Below are 13,734 nucleotides of genomic sequence, written 5' to 3' on the forward strand. Positions count from 1 at the left end.
CGGGCCGGCTGGTTCGCCCTCGCCAGCGACGGCGCAAAGGGGAGGAAACCGGTGTGAAACCGGTGCGGTCCCGCCACTGTGACCGCGGCTCACCGGCCGCGGGAGCCAGGAACTCCTGCCGTCCGTGATTCTTACGGGGCGCGGACCCCGAGGAAGGCTAGCCGTATGCGCTGCCCTGCCCTGCCCGTTCCCGAGGGCCTGCCCGTTCCCGGCGCCCTGCCCCTCCCCGCCACCCGCCGTGGGAGGGCCGCCGCGTGATCCTGCTGCTCTCCACCTCCGACACCGACCTGCTCTCCGCCCGCGCCAGCACCGGCCCGGTCGGCTACCGCCTCGGCAACCCCGCCCGGCTCACCCCCGAGGACCTGCCCGCCCTGCTGGAGGGCACCGACCTGGTGGTGGTCCGCCTGCTCGGCGGCCGTCGCGCCTGGCAGGAGGGGCTGGACGCGCTCCTCGCCGGCCCCCGCCCGGTGATCGTGCTGAGCGGTGAACAGGCGCCGGACGCCCAGCTGATGGAGCTCTCCACCGTCCCGGCCGGCCTGGCCGCCGAGGCGCACGCCTACCTGGCGCACGGCGGCCCGGCCAACCTGGCCGAGCTGGCCGCCTTCCTCTCCGACACCGTGCTGCTCACCGGCCACGGCTTCGCCGCCCCCGCCTCCGCGCCCGACTGGGGCCCGCTGGAGCGCACCGCGCGCCGCGCCGAGGGCCCGCGGGTCGCGGTGCTCTACTACCGAGCCCACCACATGAGCGGCAACACCGCCTTCGTGGACACCCTCTGCGCGGCGATCGAGGACGCCGGCGGCCAGGCGCTGCCGTACTACTGCTCCTCGCTGCGCGGCGCCCCGGCCGAGCTGCTGGCCGAACTCGGCCGCGCCGACGCCATCGTGACCACCGTGCTGGCCGCCGGCGGCACCCGCCCGGCGGACGCCTCGGCCGGCGGCGACGAGGAGGCCTGGGACGCCGGCGCGCTCGCCGCGCTGGACCGGCCCATCCTGCAGGCGCTCTGCCTGACCTGGCCGCGCGCCACCTGGGAGGGCAGCGACGACGGGCTGTCGCCGCTGGACACCGCGACCCAGGTGGCGGTGCCGGAGTTCGACGGTCGGCTGATCACCGTGCCGTTCTCCTTCAAGGAGCTGGACGAGGACGGCCTGACCGTCTACGTCGCCGACCCCGAGCGCGCCGCCCGGGTCGCCGGGATCGCCGTCCGGCACGCCCGGCTGCGCCACATCCCGCCCGCCGAGCGGCGGTTGGCGCTGGTGCTGTCCGCCTACCCGACCAAGCACGCCCGGGTCGGCAACGCGGTCGGCCTGGACACCCCCGCGAGCGCGGCCCGGCTGCTGCGCCGACTGCGCGCCGAGGGTTGGGACATCGGCCCTGAGGACGGCCCGGACGCACTGCCCGGCCTGGTCCCCGCGGAGGGCGAGCACGAGGGTGACGCGCTGATCCGCGCCCTGATCGACGCCGGTGGCTACGACCAGGACTGGCTCACCGAGGACCAGCTGGCCCGCAACCCGGTGCGGATCCCGGCCGCCGACTACCGCCGCTGGTACGCCGAGCTGCCCGCGGGCCTGCGCGCCGACGTCGAGGAGCACTGGGGTCCGCCGCCCGGCGAGCTCTACCTGGACCGCAGCCGGAACCCCGACGGTGACCTCGTGCTCGCCGCGCTGCGGGCCGGCAACCTGCTGGTGCTGGTCCAGCCGCCGCGCGGCTTCGGCGCCAACCCGGTGGCCATCTACCACGACCCCGACCTGCCGCCCTCGCACCACTACCTGGCCGCCTACCGCTGGATCGGGGCGGCCAGCGAGGACGGCGGCTTCGGCGCGGACGCCATCGTCCACCTGGGCAAGCACGGCAACCTGGAGTGGCTGCCCGGCAAGACCGCCGCGCTCTCCGCCGACTGCGGCCCGGACGCGGCGCTCGGCGACCTGCCGCTGATCTACCCGTTCCTGGTCAACGACCCGGGCGAGGGCACCCAGGCCAAGCGCCGCGCGCACGCCACCCTGGTCGACCACCTGGTGCCGCCGATGGCCCGCGCCGACTCCTACGGCGACATCGCCCGCCTGGAGCAACTCCTCGACGAGCACGCCAACATCGCCGCGATGGACCCGGCCAAGCTGCCGGCCGTCCGGGCCCAGATCTGGACCCTGATCCAGGCCGCCCGGCTGGACCACGACCTCGGCCTGGACGAACGCCCCGAGGACGACGGCTTCGACGACTTCCTGCTGCACGTCGACGGCTGGCTGTGCGAGGTGAAGGACGCCCAGATCCGGGACGGTCTGCACGTGTTGGGCCAGGCGCCGGCTGGCCCGGACCGGGTCAACCTGGTGCTGGCCATCCTGCGCGCCCGCCAGGTCTGGGGCGGCGTGCGGGCGTTGCCCGGCCTGCGGGAGGCGCTCGGCCTGGACGAGGCCGCGCTCACCCTCGGCGCCACCGACCAGGCCGAGGCGCGGGCCCGGGAGTTGGTCGAGGCGATGGAGGCCGAGGGCTGGGCGCCCGGGGCGGTGGCGAAGGTCGCCGCCGGGCTGCCGGACGCGGTGGCCGAGGTGCTGGACTTCGCGGCCCGCCAGGTGGTTCCCCGACTCGCCGCCACCTCCGACGAGTTGGACGCCGTGGTGCACGCGCTGACCGGTGGCTTCGTGCCGGCCGGCCCGTCCGGTTCGCCGCTGCGCGGGCTGGTCAACGTGCTGCCGACCGGCCGCAACTTCTACTCGGTGGACCCGAAGGCGGTGCCCAGCCGGCTCGCCTGGGAGACCGGGCAGGCGCTGGCCGCCTCGCTCGTCGAGCGCTACCAGGCGGACAACGACGGCGAGTTCCCGCCCTCGGTCGGCCTCTCGCTCTGGGGCACCAGCGCGATGCGCACGGCCGGCGACGACATCGCCGAGGCCTTCGCGCTGCTCGGCATCCGGCCGGTCTGGGACGACGCCTCGCGCCGGGTCACCGGCCTGGAGCCCATACCGCTGGAGGAGTTGGGCCGCCCGCGGATCGACGTGACGCTGCGCATCTCCGGCTTCTTCCGGGACGCCTTCCCGCACGTGGTCGCGCTGCTGGACGACGCGGTCCGGCTGGCGGCGGCGCAGCAGGAGGCGGACACCGAGAACTTCGTCCGGGCCCACGTGCAGGCCGACCTGGCCGAGCACGGTGACGAACGCCGGGCCACCGTCCGGGTGTTCGGCTCCCGCCCGGGCACGTACGGCGCCGGGCTGTTGCAACTGATCGACAGCCGGGACTGGCGGACGGACGCGGACCTCGCCGAGGTCTACACGGTCTGGGGCGGCTACGCCTACGGCCGCGGCCTGGACGGCCGACCGGCCCGCGAGGAGATGGAGACCGCGTACCGGCGGATCACCGTCGCGGCGAAGAACACCGACACCCGCGAACACGACATCGCCGACTCGGACGACTACTTCCAGTACCACGGCGGCATGGTGGCCACCGTCCGGGCGCTCACCGGCTCCTCCCCCGCCGCCTACGTCGGCGACTCCACCCGGCCGGAGACGGTCCGCACCCGCACCCTCACCGAGGAGGCGGCCCGCGTCTTCCGGGCCCGGGTGGTCAACCCGCGCTGGCTGGAGGCGATGCGGCGGCACGGGTACAAGGGCGCCTTCGAGATGGCCGCCACGGTGGACTACCTGTTCGGCTACGACGCCACCACGGGCGTGGTGGCGGACTGGATGTACGAGCGGCTGACCCAGGAGTACGTGCTCGACCCGGTCAACCGCGAGTTCCTCACCGGCGCCAACCCCTGGGCCCTGCACGGGATCAGCGAGCGCCTGCTGGAGGCCGCCGACCGCGGCCTGTGGGCCGAGCCGGACCCGGCCCTGCTGGACGAGCTGCGCGCCGCCTTCCTGGCCGCCGAGGGCGACCTGGAGGACGACGGCACCGAGGGCTGACCCCCGACGGCCGTGGGCCGGCCGGGCGTCGAACGCCCGGCCGGCCCCTGCTCGGCGACCCGACCCGGCGCCCGCTCAGCCGCCGGCGACCGCGAACGGACCGCCGGCCCCGAAGACGATCTCGGCGAAGCGCTCGCCGATCCGGCGGTGGCCGGCGGGGTCCGGGTGGAGCTGGTCGGGCAGCGGCAGCTCGGCGAAGTCCGCCTCGCCGTAGAGCGAACGGCCGTCCAGGTAGTGCAGGTTCGGGTCCTCGGCCGCCCGCTGCGCGGTGATGCGGGCGAGTTCGTCCCGGATCACGTTGAGCGTCAGCCGCGAGCGGTCCGACGGGTCACCGAGGGCCCGGAAGCTCAGTTGCCGGCCGTCGAAGTCCGGCACGATGGGGCCCGGGGTGTCCTCCTGGATGGGACAGAGGACGGGCGAGACGACCAGCAGCGGCGTACCGGGGTGCCCCTCGCGGATGGTGTCGAGGAAGCCGTGGACCGCCGGCGCGAAGGCACGCGGCCGCATCAGGTCGGTGTTGACCAGGTTGATGCCGATCTTGACGCTGATCAGGTCCGCGGGGGTGTCCCGCATCGCGCGTGCGACGAACGGGTCGAGCAGGGCGTTGCCGCCCAACCCCAGGTTGGTCAGCTCCACGCCGCCCCGGGCGGCGGCCAGCGCCGGCCAGGTCGTGGTCGGGCTGTCGGCGTTGGAGCCGTGGCTGATCGAACTGCCGTGGTGCAACCACACCTTGCGACCGAGGTCGGGCGCGTCCTCGACCGGGGCGTCGGTGCGCAGCGCGATCAACTCGGTGATCTCGGTGTGCGGCAGCCAGATCTCGACGTCCTTCAGGCCGGCGGCCAGCCCGGCGAACCGGGCGGTGCCGGGCGGGCCGGGACGGGTGACCGCGGACCAGCTGGCCATGTCGACGGTCTGCAGGTTGCCGCCGGCCACGCTGGCCCGACCGGCCGGCCTGCCGTCGACCACCAGGTCGTACACGCCGTCCGGCCGGGTCGGGCCGCCCTGGTAGGCCGTCTTCGTGGCGAGCACGTCCAGCTCGACGGCGGTGGCCCGGGTGCGGAAGGCCAACCGCACGCCCGAGGGCTGCGCCTCGACCATGGCCAGGTACCCGTCGGGGAACTGCCGCCGGGCCCAGCCGGGCAGCCGGTGCGGCAGCACACCGTGCGCGGTGCGTTCCACGTCGAGGGCGCCACGCAGCAGGCGCGGTTCGATGGGTGTGGTGATCCAGTCTGTCACCTGGGCAGCCTGCCAGCCGGCCGCCCGATCCGCACACGGTTTTCCCCCCGGCGGGCCGGGTGAGCACGGTCCGCCCGGCGCTGTGCCGCGGTCACGCCTCAGTCGTGCGGCGGCAGCCCGCCGAGCCGGTGGTCGGCGACGTTGAACGCCTCCTCGACCAGGTGGCGCAGGTGCCCGTGCCGCAGCGCGTAGACCACCCGGCGGCCCTCCTTGCGGGTGGCGACCAGTCCGGCCAGCCGCAGCTTCGCCAGGTGCTGGCTGACCGAGGGCCGGGCGGCACCACAGGCCTCGGTCAGCGTGCTGACGTCCGCCTCGCCCGCCACCAGGCGCTGCAACAGCGCGAGCCGGGTCCGGTCGGCCAGCAGCCCGAGCACCTCGACGGCGACGTCCAGCCGTTCCCGGGGGTCGATCCGCAGCGTGGGGTGTTCCACCGGCTCCGCCCTGCGCACATGTGCGGTCATGCGCACAGCTTACGGGCGCGGTCGCCACCGCCGGGCGTGGCCGCGGGCGGGCCGGTCCGCACGGCCGACCCGCCCGCCACGCTCACGCCACCGGGATGGAGACCAGCACCGAGTTGGTCGCCAGGTCCCGCACCTCGAAGTGGTTGATCTCCCCGGGGTGGTAGCCGGTACCGCCCGAGGTGTCCAACTCGGTGACCGGCTGCGCACCGTAGCCGGCCGGGGAGATCTGCCAGCTGGTGACGGTCTGCGGCGCGCCGCCGTCGGCCGGCACGGCGAGCAGCGAGCAGTTCCGCGGCCCGGTCACCCCGGTCAGTCTGAGGTTGATCGCACTGCCCCAGCCCTCGCCGGTCACCCCGACGGAGGCCCGGGTCCCGTCCGCGCCGGTCGCCGAGTACCAGACGGCCGCACTCGCGCTCTGGTGCGCACCGGAGTCGATCACCGTGGCGGTCACCGCCGGCCCGCCGACGATCAGCACCGCCGCGGCCGCCAGCAGCGCCAGTCGCCGAGCCCGCTGCCGCCGCCGGGCGCCGCGGACCTCGGCCAGCGTCCGTGCCAGCAGCCGCGGGCTCGGGCCGGCGAGCACGGCGCTGGGCACGGCGTCCGGTGCGGTGCCCAGCAGGCCGCCCGGCACCTGGGCGGCGGCGGCGAACTCGGCCAGCATCGGTTCCAGGCCGCCCAGCTCCGCGACCTCGGTGGCGCAGCGCGGGCAGCCGGCGAGGTGCTCCTCGAACGCCGTCCGGTCCGCCTCGCCGAGCAGGCCGAGGACGTACGCACCGGCGTCCAGGTGCCGGTCCTGCGGATCCCGGGGCGCGGTCACGACGTCACTCCTCGTTCTTCCAGGGCGAGCTTCAACGAGCGGAGCGCGTAGAAGACCCGCGACTTCACCGTCCCCTCCGGAATGCCCAGTTCGGCTGCCGCCTCGCTCACCGTACGGCCCTTGAGATAGGTCTCCACGATGACCTCCCGATGCGCCGTGGAGAGCGCACCCAGCGCGTCGGAGACGGTCATCAGCCGCAGGGCACGGTCGAGTTCGTCCTCGGCGGGCAGCAACTCCAGTGGCGCCGCGTCGGTTTCGGGCGGCCGGGCGGCGCTGCGCCGGTGGTTGTCGATCACGATCCGACGGGCCACGGTGACCAGCCACGGGCGGACCGAGCCGGCTGCCACGTCGAGCCGGTCGGCGTGCCGCCAGGCCCGGACCAGGGTCTCCTGGACCACGTCCTCGGCGCGCTGGCGGTCGCCACCGACCAGGTGCAGGACGAAGCCGAAGAGCGGCCCGGCGTGCTCGCGGTAGAGCGCCCGCATCAGCTCCTCGTCGCTGCCGGCGTCGGCGCCGTGACGACGGTGATCGGTCACCGGGCCATCCTGGCGCACCCGTGCCTCCCGTGCGAGGTGTGCATCAGTAGGCGCCGTAACCGCCGGCACTCGACGGGCCGGGGCTCATCGAGGCGGCGTGGCCCGCCGTGGCCATCGCCTTGCCACCGGTCGGGGTGCTGGCGAACCAGCTGCCGCCGACGCCCTGGCCCTTGGTGTCACCGGGGGCGGTGTCGGAGGCGAAGCGGTAGAGCGGCCAACCGTCGAGGGTGAGCTGCCTGGTGCCGTCGGCCCGGGTGATCGTGCCGACCAGGGCGGGGTCGACGCCGGTCGCGGTGACCTGGCCGGCGGGGGCGGCTTCGGGGGGCCAGATCGTGGCGCACGAACCGGAACAGTTGGAGGTCGGCGGGTGCGCCGAGTCCTTGTCGAAGCGGTAGAGCGTGTGGCCGGTGCCGTCGGCGACGATCTGACCGAGGGTGGGGTCGTTCACCACCTGAAGCGTCGTGCCGGCGGCCGACGGCGCGACGGACGGCACCGAGGACGGGGAGGCGGGGGCGGCCGGCGAGGCGGACGCCCCGGAGGAGGATCCGCACGCGGTCGCCAGGGCCAGCACCGCGGTGGCCACGGCCACCGCCTTCCCCGTTCGGCTGATGGTGATCATGGATGATGCCCCCAACACGGTCGGCTGTGGCGGCGGGGTCGCCGCGCTCACCGAGAGGTACGCGCCGTGCGGGAGGGGTGTTCAAAGGTCAAACAAGATCTTTCTTGACGCTCGCAATGAAGTCCGCGAACGCTTCGACGCCGAAGACCAGCACCGGCCCGTCGGGGTCCTTGGAGTCACGGACCGGAACCACGCCGGGAAGGCCGTCCGCGATCTCGATGCAGTTGCCACCGTTGGTGCCGCTGTAACTGCTCTTGCGCCACGACGCGTTGGTCATCTGAGCTCCTTCATGGCAGCGTCCACCTCGATCGACGCGTGACCGCAAGCGCGTCGGCCGATCGAACGAGAGGCAGGATGTCTTCAACGGTCAAACAAGGTCCTTCTTGACGCCCGCGATGAAGTCCGCGAACGCTTCGACACTGAAGACCAGCACGGGCCCGTCGGGATCCTTGGAGTCACGGACCGGAACCACACCGGGAAGGCCGTCCGCGATCTCGATGCACTCCCCAGCGTTGCCGCTGCTGTAACTGCTCTTGCGCCACGACGCGTTGGTCATCTGAGCTCCTTCATGGCAGCGTCCACCTCGATCGACGCGTGACCGCAAGCGCGTCGGCCGATCGAACGAGAGGCAGGATGTCTTCAACGGTCAAACAAGGTCCTTCTTGACGCTCGCAATGAAGTCCGCGAACGCTTCGACACTGAAGACCAGCACGGGCCCGTCGGGATCCTTGGAGTCACGGACCGGAACCACACCGGGAAGGCCGTCCGCGATCTCGACGCAGTCCCCACCATTGGGACCGCTGTAACTGCTCTTACGCCACAACGCACTGGTCATCTCAGCTCCTTCATGACGGCAGCGATCAGGTCGATTGAAGCGGTGACCGAGAGCGCACCGGTCATCAAGAGATCATAGGCACGCTCAGCCGCCTTGACCTGAGAGGGATCGGCCAGGATCTGCCCTTGCGAGAAGCCATCCACATAGACGACGCCCGGGCCCTCGTCCAGCGTGAGCACAGAGAACGCGCCCTCCACTCCTGCATGCGCGCCGACGCTGAGAGGCAGGACCTGGATCACGGTACGCGGCTCCTGAGCTGCGTTGATGAGGCTTTCGAGCTGCGCTCGCTGGATTGCCGGACTACCCATGGCCCGCCGAAGAACGAGTTCATCCAGGACCACCCACAACTCCGGCCGATCAGGGCGCTCGAGGATCTTCTGCCGTTGAAGACGCGCCACCACTCGCTCCTCCAGCACATCTCGGTCCGGCCGGCACACGTTCATCACAACACGCGCATACTCTTCGGTCTGCAACAGGCCTGGTACCAGCTGGATTTGAAAACTTCGGATGGCCCTCGCCGCTTCCTCGAGATCCACGTACGGACGGAACCACGCCGGATACGCGTACTTGATCACCAAGGGCCACAACCGCCGGAAGTGATCCCCCGTCCCGAGCATCGCATCGGCGACCTCCGACAGGTCCTCGCTCGGCAGCCGCACCCCGGCCTCGATCTTGTTCAGCAGTGACGGCGCCATCAACGCCCGTTTCGCCATCGCCCGCTGGGTGATCCCAGCCTCCTCGCGCTTCCGCCGCAGGTCCGTCGCGTAGAACGCCATGATCGATGACGTCGGGTCAAGAAGGTCCGCAAGAGCCATGGTTGAGCCCCCTACTGGTTGACCGGGGGCGTTTCAAGCCCCAACCCGGCCAATCGTAGCGCCGCTGAGCAACCCGTGGAGTACACACAGTGATGAACACTTCCACCCCCTCCCCAGAACGGACTCCCGATGCCGTCGCCCCTCTCCCGGCACATCGCCGCCGCGCGTCGCGAAGCGGCCGAGGCGCTCGCCGAGTTGACCGCCTCGCTCACCCTCGCGGACGTCACCCTCCCCTCCACCGGCATCGACCGACACTCGCCGTTCACCGGCACCGTCCTCGTCGAACTCGGGGCCGCCCGACCCGACATGGTGAAGCGCCTGGCAGCCGTGGTCCGCGCGGGGGTCGAGCGTGTTCAGGACTGAGGATGCCGACGAGCGACGGGTCCGCGAACACCTCCGGGAGGCCGCCGAGGCCGCCCAGGCGCTCGAGGACGCCCTGGACCTCCACTGGATCCCCCCGCTCGTCTCCCTCGCCGCCCGCCGGATCTCCAGCACGTCTGCCGGCGCGCATGTGGAGCTGGGCGGGTGCAGCGCTCGGACGGCCCTGGCGATCGCCGACTGCCTCACCGCACACGCCCGTTGTCTCAGCCGCATCATCCCGGGCACGACCCTGCCCACTGGCCTGGCCCAACTGCCCGTTGTGCGAAGGGAACTGAACCCGTGACCCCCGCCCCGCCCGACTCCCCGCCGCCGCCCCCGCCCGCCGGCTCGATCGTGGTCGACCTCTCCACCGAGGCGCTCGCCGTCGTGATGGATCACCTCGACGGCCTGCTCTACCTCCGCCGACCGGGCGGCGGCCCGGAGTGGACCCGCACCCCACAGCAGGTCCGCCCCGCCGACCGTCGTGAACAACTCCGAGCCCGGGTGGCCCGCCTGACCCGGGAGGCCCAGCAGTCCTCCCCCGGGTGAACCGGCCCGCGCCCGTTTCGGTCGACTCACCCGTCCCGGTCTCGGAGCCCCGCCAACCCCACCGACGCCGCCCGGCAGTTGGCCGACATCGTGACCAGCCGTCAGGTCCCGGCGGACGAGGTCCGGCTCCGACGTACCGGGGGCCCTCGGCCGGCGGCAGTCCGGCGGACAGCCGGCCGGTCCACTCCCGGGTGAAGCTCAACGGAAAAGCCACCCCTGGCGCCACCCCTGGCGTACTCTCCGCTGTGGCTTGAACACGTAACGAGATCGGAGCGACGCCATGTCCGATGCGATCATCCCGGACGGCCTGTACACCATCGGTTTCCCGGACTGCCCGAGCTACCTCACCGCGATGGCCTCGGATCGCCCGGCGGTCCTGCTGCCCCTGGAACCCGACCTCTACCGCCAGCAGCAGTGGACCGTCCGGCGTGAACGGCCGTCGGGGGCGTACGTCCTGCACAACCGGGCCACCGCCACCTACCTGCGGGCCGACGAGGCCGCGACGAACCAGAAGGTCGTCTGCGCCGCCCTGCCTGCGGCCTGGCGGATCTCGGGGGACGAGGACAAGTACGTGATCACCTTCGACGCCGACGAGCAGGGCGACCAGGAGGGCCAGGCGCTCACCCTGGGCATGGCCCTCGAACGGATCTACCCCCCGATGGTGGCCCTGCAGCCCGCGCTCGACCCCCAGCCCTGGGCCGTCATCCCGATCGACTAGGCCCCGGGCCCCCACCGGTACCGTGGGGGCCCTCCCTCCGTCCCAGGGACCTCAGGGGGTGAGCCACACGCTGTCGAAGTAGTAGTCCGGATCGTCCCACCCGGGCCGCAGCACGCCGACCAGGTCCCCGGTGCAGTAGGGCCCGCTGTACAGCTGGGCCTCATGGGCGGTGCCGTTGTAGGTGTAGCCGTCCGCACGGACGTTGTAGCAGTCGTTGCCGTGCGGGTTGTCGAAGTCCCAGTAGTCCCCGCCCTCGGGCTCCGTGCTGTATTCGAAGACGGGCATGGTCTCGGCCCGGGCGACGCCCGTGGGCATCGCGAGGACCAGCAGGGCGCCCGCGGTGGCGGTGGCGGCGCGAAGCGTGTGTCGGGTGCGCATGATCTCCTCGGCTCACTCATTAATCGGATAAGCAGAAAACTGACGAACCTCAGAGCCATTGCCCCGACCCCGCCCGAGATCGCGCCCCGCGCCGGAACATCACCCGACCGAACCACTGCCCGGGAACACCGGGTTCAGCGGGCGAGAGGCGTGACGGGCTCGTCGAAGTCGATGTGGTGGCCCTGCAGCCACATCATCGAGTCCCCGTCGTCCTTCGCGGCGCGCCCGAACATGATCGGCAGCATCAGGTCCCGGACGACCCGGACGACCGGGCCGGCGGCCTTGGAGTTGGAGCTCCGGTGGCCGTGCTTGACGATCTTCTCGACGCGTTCGCGGCGCAGCGCTTCGAACGTCGAGAACGCGGCGGGCACGTCGGGGCAGTCGCGCAGGCACTTCGCGAGGACCACCGCGTCCTCCAGGGCCATCGAGGCGCCCTGGCCGGCCGACGGCGCGGTGGCGTGCGCGGCGTCACCGATGATGATCATGTTCCGGTTGTTGTGCCAGTGCTCGACGACGGGCATGTCGTAGGTCGCCCAGCCGAGCAACGGCCCGGGCGCGGCATCGATGATCTCGTGGGCGGGCCCGACGTCACCGCTCATCAGCTCGTGCAGCCAGCGCCGCCACTCGGCGTCGGACTTGCCCGAGAGCACCCCGCGCTCGGGCTCGCGGGCCATCGGCGGGTTGGCGAACCACACGGTGCCGCCGTCCGGGGTCGGCATCCAGGCGAAGAAACAGCGCGTGCCGAACTGCATCCGGAACTCCTTGGGCGGAACCTCGACGGTGAAGTCCGGGATGTACCCGCCGACGTTGAGCACCGGCACGTAGCGGGGCCGCGTGGCCCGCGGGTCGATGATCGTGCGCACCGGGGAGTGGATGCCGTCACAGCCGACCAGCAGGTCTCCGGTCGCGGTGGTGCCGTCGGCGAAGCGGGCCCGCACGCCGCCGCCGACCGAGGTCGCCCCCACGAGCTGCTTGCCGTAGGTGACCCGGGCACCGCGCTCGCGGGCGAGTTCGCCCAGGGCCGCGTACAGGGCGGCGCGCGGCATCACCAGCGACTCCTGGCCGTCCGGCCGACGGGCGGCCGTGGGCATCCGCCCGAGCAGCCTGCCCTTGCCGTTGACGAAGCTGATGGCGTCGTTCGGGTAGCCGAGCTTCTCGACCGGCCCGGCCGCGTCGATGGCGCGGAGCGCGTCCATGCCGTTGGCCTGGAAGCTCAGCCACGAGCCGCGCTGTTCGGCTCCGGCCGGGTCGCGTTCGAAGACGCTCGACTCGATGCCGACGCGTTCCAGGGCCATCGAGAGCACGGGGCCGGCGACTCCGGCTCCGACGATCAGCACGTGGGTCATGTGAACTCCTAGAGTGAGGTCGAACCGATGAACGGCATTTCGGAGTTCTGGGGCCCGGGCGCGGAGGTCGCATGGTGACCCCGCCTGCGCCGGACGTCGCTCCTGGCTCGCGGCCTCGCCGGACGTCGGCCTACCGGAACACTCGCCGATCAGATAACTTGATAATCAAGCTATCTTGAGTATGGAAAGCGGTCACTCGATTGTCAAGCGACTCCGCTCCCGCTGTCTCCACCGCCCAGGTGGGGGAGGCCGTGTCGAACTATCAGGCTGCCGTGGACGATTTCGACCGGGAGGTCGCGCGACTGCTGGGCGTGAACGAGACCGACCTGCGCTGCCTGGAGATCCTGATCCGGGAGGAGTCCGAGCCCGTGACCCCGCGGCTGCTGGCCGACCGGCTCGGCCTGACCACCGGGAGCGTGACCGCCATGCTCGACCGGCTCGAGAGGATCGGCTACCTCACCCGCACCGCTCACCCCACCGACAAGCGCCGGCTGATCGTGCGCGCCACCGACACGGTCCGGAGTCGGGCGTTCGAGCTGCTGACACCGCTGATCGAAGACGGAGAGCAGGTATTGAGGACGCACTACAGCGCCGCCGAACTCGACCTGTTCAGCGAGTTCCTCGTCCGCATCGCCGAGGTGCAGACGGCCCACACCCGCCGACTGCGCGACCGGACGCCGTTCCCCCGGGGATGACCGACGCCACGCCGACCGGCCGGAACGGGGAACGCCCACCGGCTCCCGACGGAGTCGGGCCCGGCCCGTGCGTCACTCCCAGTCCGGGACCTCGACCTGCACCAGGCCGGTCATCGCCGGCGCCTGCTCCGGGGTGCGGGTGGCGTCCTCGTAGTAGAGCTCCAGGGCCTCGGTGATCATCTCCTGGGCCTGCTCGACGGTGGTCCCCTCGGCGGCGCAGCCGGTGACCGGTTCCCGGGCGACCCAGACGCCGTCCTCGAAGGTGTAGGTGACGGCCATGGTCACGAACGGCATTGCGGCTCTCCTTAGCAGTCGCCCCCGGAGTTCTGTATACGGCACCGCGACCGGGTTCTCCTGTCCAGGGACAGGCCGAGGGGCCGGAAGCGCGCTTGGGTTCTAGGAGTTGTTGCAACACCCCAGTTCAGGGGATGCATTGGACTTCGAGATCCGTGAGGACCGGACGCCTCAGGGCCCGCGGAAGC

18 protein-coding genes and 1 riboswitch are annotated in these 13,734 nt (G+C 72.2%); of the genes, 6 read left to right on the forward strand and 12 right to left on the reverse strand.

The window, feature by feature from the left end; all coding sequences use genetic code 11:
• The first annotated feature begins 12 nt into the window (after window positions 1-12).
• Window positions 13-138: riboswitch (cobalamin riboswitch) on the forward strand.
• A gap of 116 nt (window positions 139-254) precedes the next feature.
• Window positions 255-3,887, forward strand: a complete 3,633-nt coding sequence (gene cobN, locus ACIGXM_RS10740; protein ID WP_396559104.1) for a cobaltochelatase subunit CobN — start codon at window positions 255-257, stop codon at window positions 3,885-3,887.
• A 75-nt stretch (window positions 3,888-3,962) separates the two neighbouring features.
• Here cobN and ACIGXM_RS10745 read toward each other — a convergent pair whose 3' ends face one another.
• The 9 genes from ACIGXM_RS10745 to ACIGXM_RS10785 form a co-directional block, all read right to left on the reverse strand.
• A complete protein-coding gene (locus ACIGXM_RS10745) occupies window positions 3,963-5,123 on the reverse strand; it encodes a GDSL-type esterase/lipase family protein (RefSeq protein WP_396559106.1) in 1,161 nt (386 codons plus the stop codon).
• Between the two features lie 98 nt (window positions 5,124-5,221).
• On the reverse strand, window positions 5,222-5,584 hold the full coding sequence (locus ACIGXM_RS10750; protein WP_396559108.1) for an ArsR/SmtB family transcription factor: 363 nt from the start codon (window positions 5,582-5,584) through the stop codon (window positions 5,222-5,224).
• 82 nt (window positions 5,585-5,666) lie between these two features.
• Entirely contained in the window at window positions 5,667-6,401 is a 735-nt protein-coding gene (locus tag ACIGXM_RS10755) for an anti-sigma factor family protein (protein ID WP_396559110.1), read from the reverse strand.
• Complete coding sequence (locus tag ACIGXM_RS10760; RefSeq protein WP_396559112.1) at window positions 6,398-6,955, reverse strand: sigma-70 family RNA polymerase sigma factor; 558 nt, start codon at window positions 6,953-6,955, stop codon at window positions 6,398-6,400. The genes ACIGXM_RS10755 and ACIGXM_RS10760 overlap by 4 nt, the downstream gene beginning before the upstream one ends.
• A gap of 25 nt (window positions 6,956-6,980) precedes the next feature.
• Window positions 6,981-7,556, reverse strand: coding sequence for a hypothetical protein (locus ACIGXM_RS10765; RefSeq protein WP_396559114.1), 576 nt, complete (start codon window positions 7,554-7,556; stop codon window positions 6,981-6,983).
• An 88-nt stretch (window positions 7,557-7,644) separates the two neighbouring features.
• Window positions 7,645-7,833, reverse strand: a complete 189-nt coding sequence (locus ACIGXM_RS10770) for a DUF397 domain-containing protein (protein ID WP_396559116.1) — start codon at window positions 7,831-7,833, stop codon at window positions 7,645-7,647.
• Window positions 7,834-7,923: 90 nt separating this feature from the next.
• Entirely contained in the window at window positions 7,924-8,112 is a 189-nt protein-coding gene (locus ACIGXM_RS10775) for a DUF397 domain-containing protein (protein WP_396559118.1), read from the reverse strand.
• A 90-nt stretch (window positions 8,113-8,202) separates the two neighbouring features.
• Window positions 8,203-8,391 carry a DUF397 domain-containing protein gene (locus ACIGXM_RS10780; RefSeq protein ID WP_396559120.1) on the reverse strand — a complete coding sequence of 63 codons (189 nt, stop codon included), beginning with the start codon at window positions 8,389-8,391 and terminating at the stop codon, window positions 8,203-8,205.
• Window positions 8,388-9,206, reverse strand: a complete 819-nt coding sequence (locus tag ACIGXM_RS10785; protein WP_396559122.1) for a helix-turn-helix domain-containing protein — start codon at window positions 9,204-9,206, stop codon at window positions 8,388-8,390. The genes ACIGXM_RS10780 and ACIGXM_RS10785 overlap by 4 nt, the downstream gene beginning before the upstream one ends.
• Before the next feature lie 129 nt (window positions 9,207-9,335).
• On the opposite strand from ACIGXM_RS10785, the gene ACIGXM_RS10790 reads away from it, so the two are divergent.
• The 4 genes from ACIGXM_RS10790 to ACIGXM_RS10805 all read left to right on the forward strand — a co-directional run bounded on the left by ACIGXM_RS10790 (window position 9,336) and on the right by ACIGXM_RS10805 (window position 10,833).
• On the forward strand, window positions 9,336-9,569 hold the full coding sequence (locus ACIGXM_RS10790) for a hypothetical protein (RefSeq protein ID WP_396559124.1): 234 nt from the start codon (window positions 9,336-9,338) through the stop codon (window positions 9,567-9,569).
• Complete coding sequence (locus tag ACIGXM_RS10795) at window positions 9,556-9,870, forward strand: hypothetical protein (protein ID WP_396559126.1); 315 nt, start codon at window positions 9,556-9,558, stop codon at window positions 9,868-9,870. The genes ACIGXM_RS10790 and ACIGXM_RS10795 overlap by 14 nt, the downstream gene beginning before the upstream one ends.
• Complete coding sequence (locus ACIGXM_RS10800; protein WP_396559128.1) at window positions 9,867-10,115, forward strand: hypothetical protein; 249 nt, start codon at window positions 9,867-9,869, stop codon at window positions 10,113-10,115. The genes ACIGXM_RS10795 and ACIGXM_RS10800 overlap by 4 nt, the downstream gene beginning before the upstream one ends.
• A gap of 280 nt (window positions 10,116-10,395) precedes the next feature.
• Complete coding sequence (locus ACIGXM_RS10805; RefSeq protein ID WP_396559130.1) at window positions 10,396-10,833, forward strand: hypothetical protein; 438 nt, start codon at window positions 10,396-10,398, stop codon at window positions 10,831-10,833.
• 51 nt (window positions 10,834-10,884) lie between these two features.
• Here the strand turns inward: ACIGXM_RS10805 and ACIGXM_RS10810 are convergent, their stop codons facing one another.
• Together ACIGXM_RS10810 and ACIGXM_RS10815 are read right to left on the reverse strand one after the other, a co-directional pair.
• The gene (locus tag ACIGXM_RS10810) at window positions 10,885-11,211 is read right to left on the reverse strand and encodes a hypothetical protein (RefSeq protein ID WP_396559132.1); all 327 of its coding nucleotides are present in this window, start codon (window positions 11,209-11,211) and stop codon (window positions 10,885-10,887) included.
• Between the two features lie 134 nt (window positions 11,212-11,345).
• Entirely contained in the window at window positions 11,346-12,557 is a 1,212-nt protein-coding gene (locus tag ACIGXM_RS10815) for an FAD-dependent oxidoreductase (protein ID WP_396559134.1), read from the reverse strand.
• Window positions 12,558-12,808: 251 nt separating this feature from the next.
• Between ACIGXM_RS10815 and ACIGXM_RS10820 the strand changes: the two genes are divergently transcribed.
• Window positions 12,809-13,252 (forward strand): MarR family winged helix-turn-helix transcriptional regulator, encoded by a 444-nt coding sequence (locus tag ACIGXM_RS10820; RefSeq protein WP_396559136.1) that lies wholly within the window; start codon window positions 12,809-12,811, stop codon window positions 13,250-13,252.
• 72 nt (window positions 13,253-13,324) lie between these two features.
• Here the strand turns inward: ACIGXM_RS10820 and ACIGXM_RS10825 are convergent, their stop codons facing one another.
• The gene (locus ACIGXM_RS10825) at window positions 13,325-13,546 is read right to left on the reverse strand and encodes a type II toxin-antitoxin system HicB family antitoxin (RefSeq protein WP_396559139.1); all 222 of its coding nucleotides are present in this window, start codon (window positions 13,544-13,546) and stop codon (window positions 13,325-13,327) included.
• Between the last annotated feature and the right edge of the window lie 188 nt (window positions 13,547-13,734).

This window comes from Kitasatospora sp. NPDC052896 (assembly GCF_044547075.1).
In the GTDB taxonomy this organism is placed as follows: domain Bacteria; phylum Actinomycetota; class Actinomycetes; order Streptomycetales; family Streptomycetaceae; genus Kitasatospora.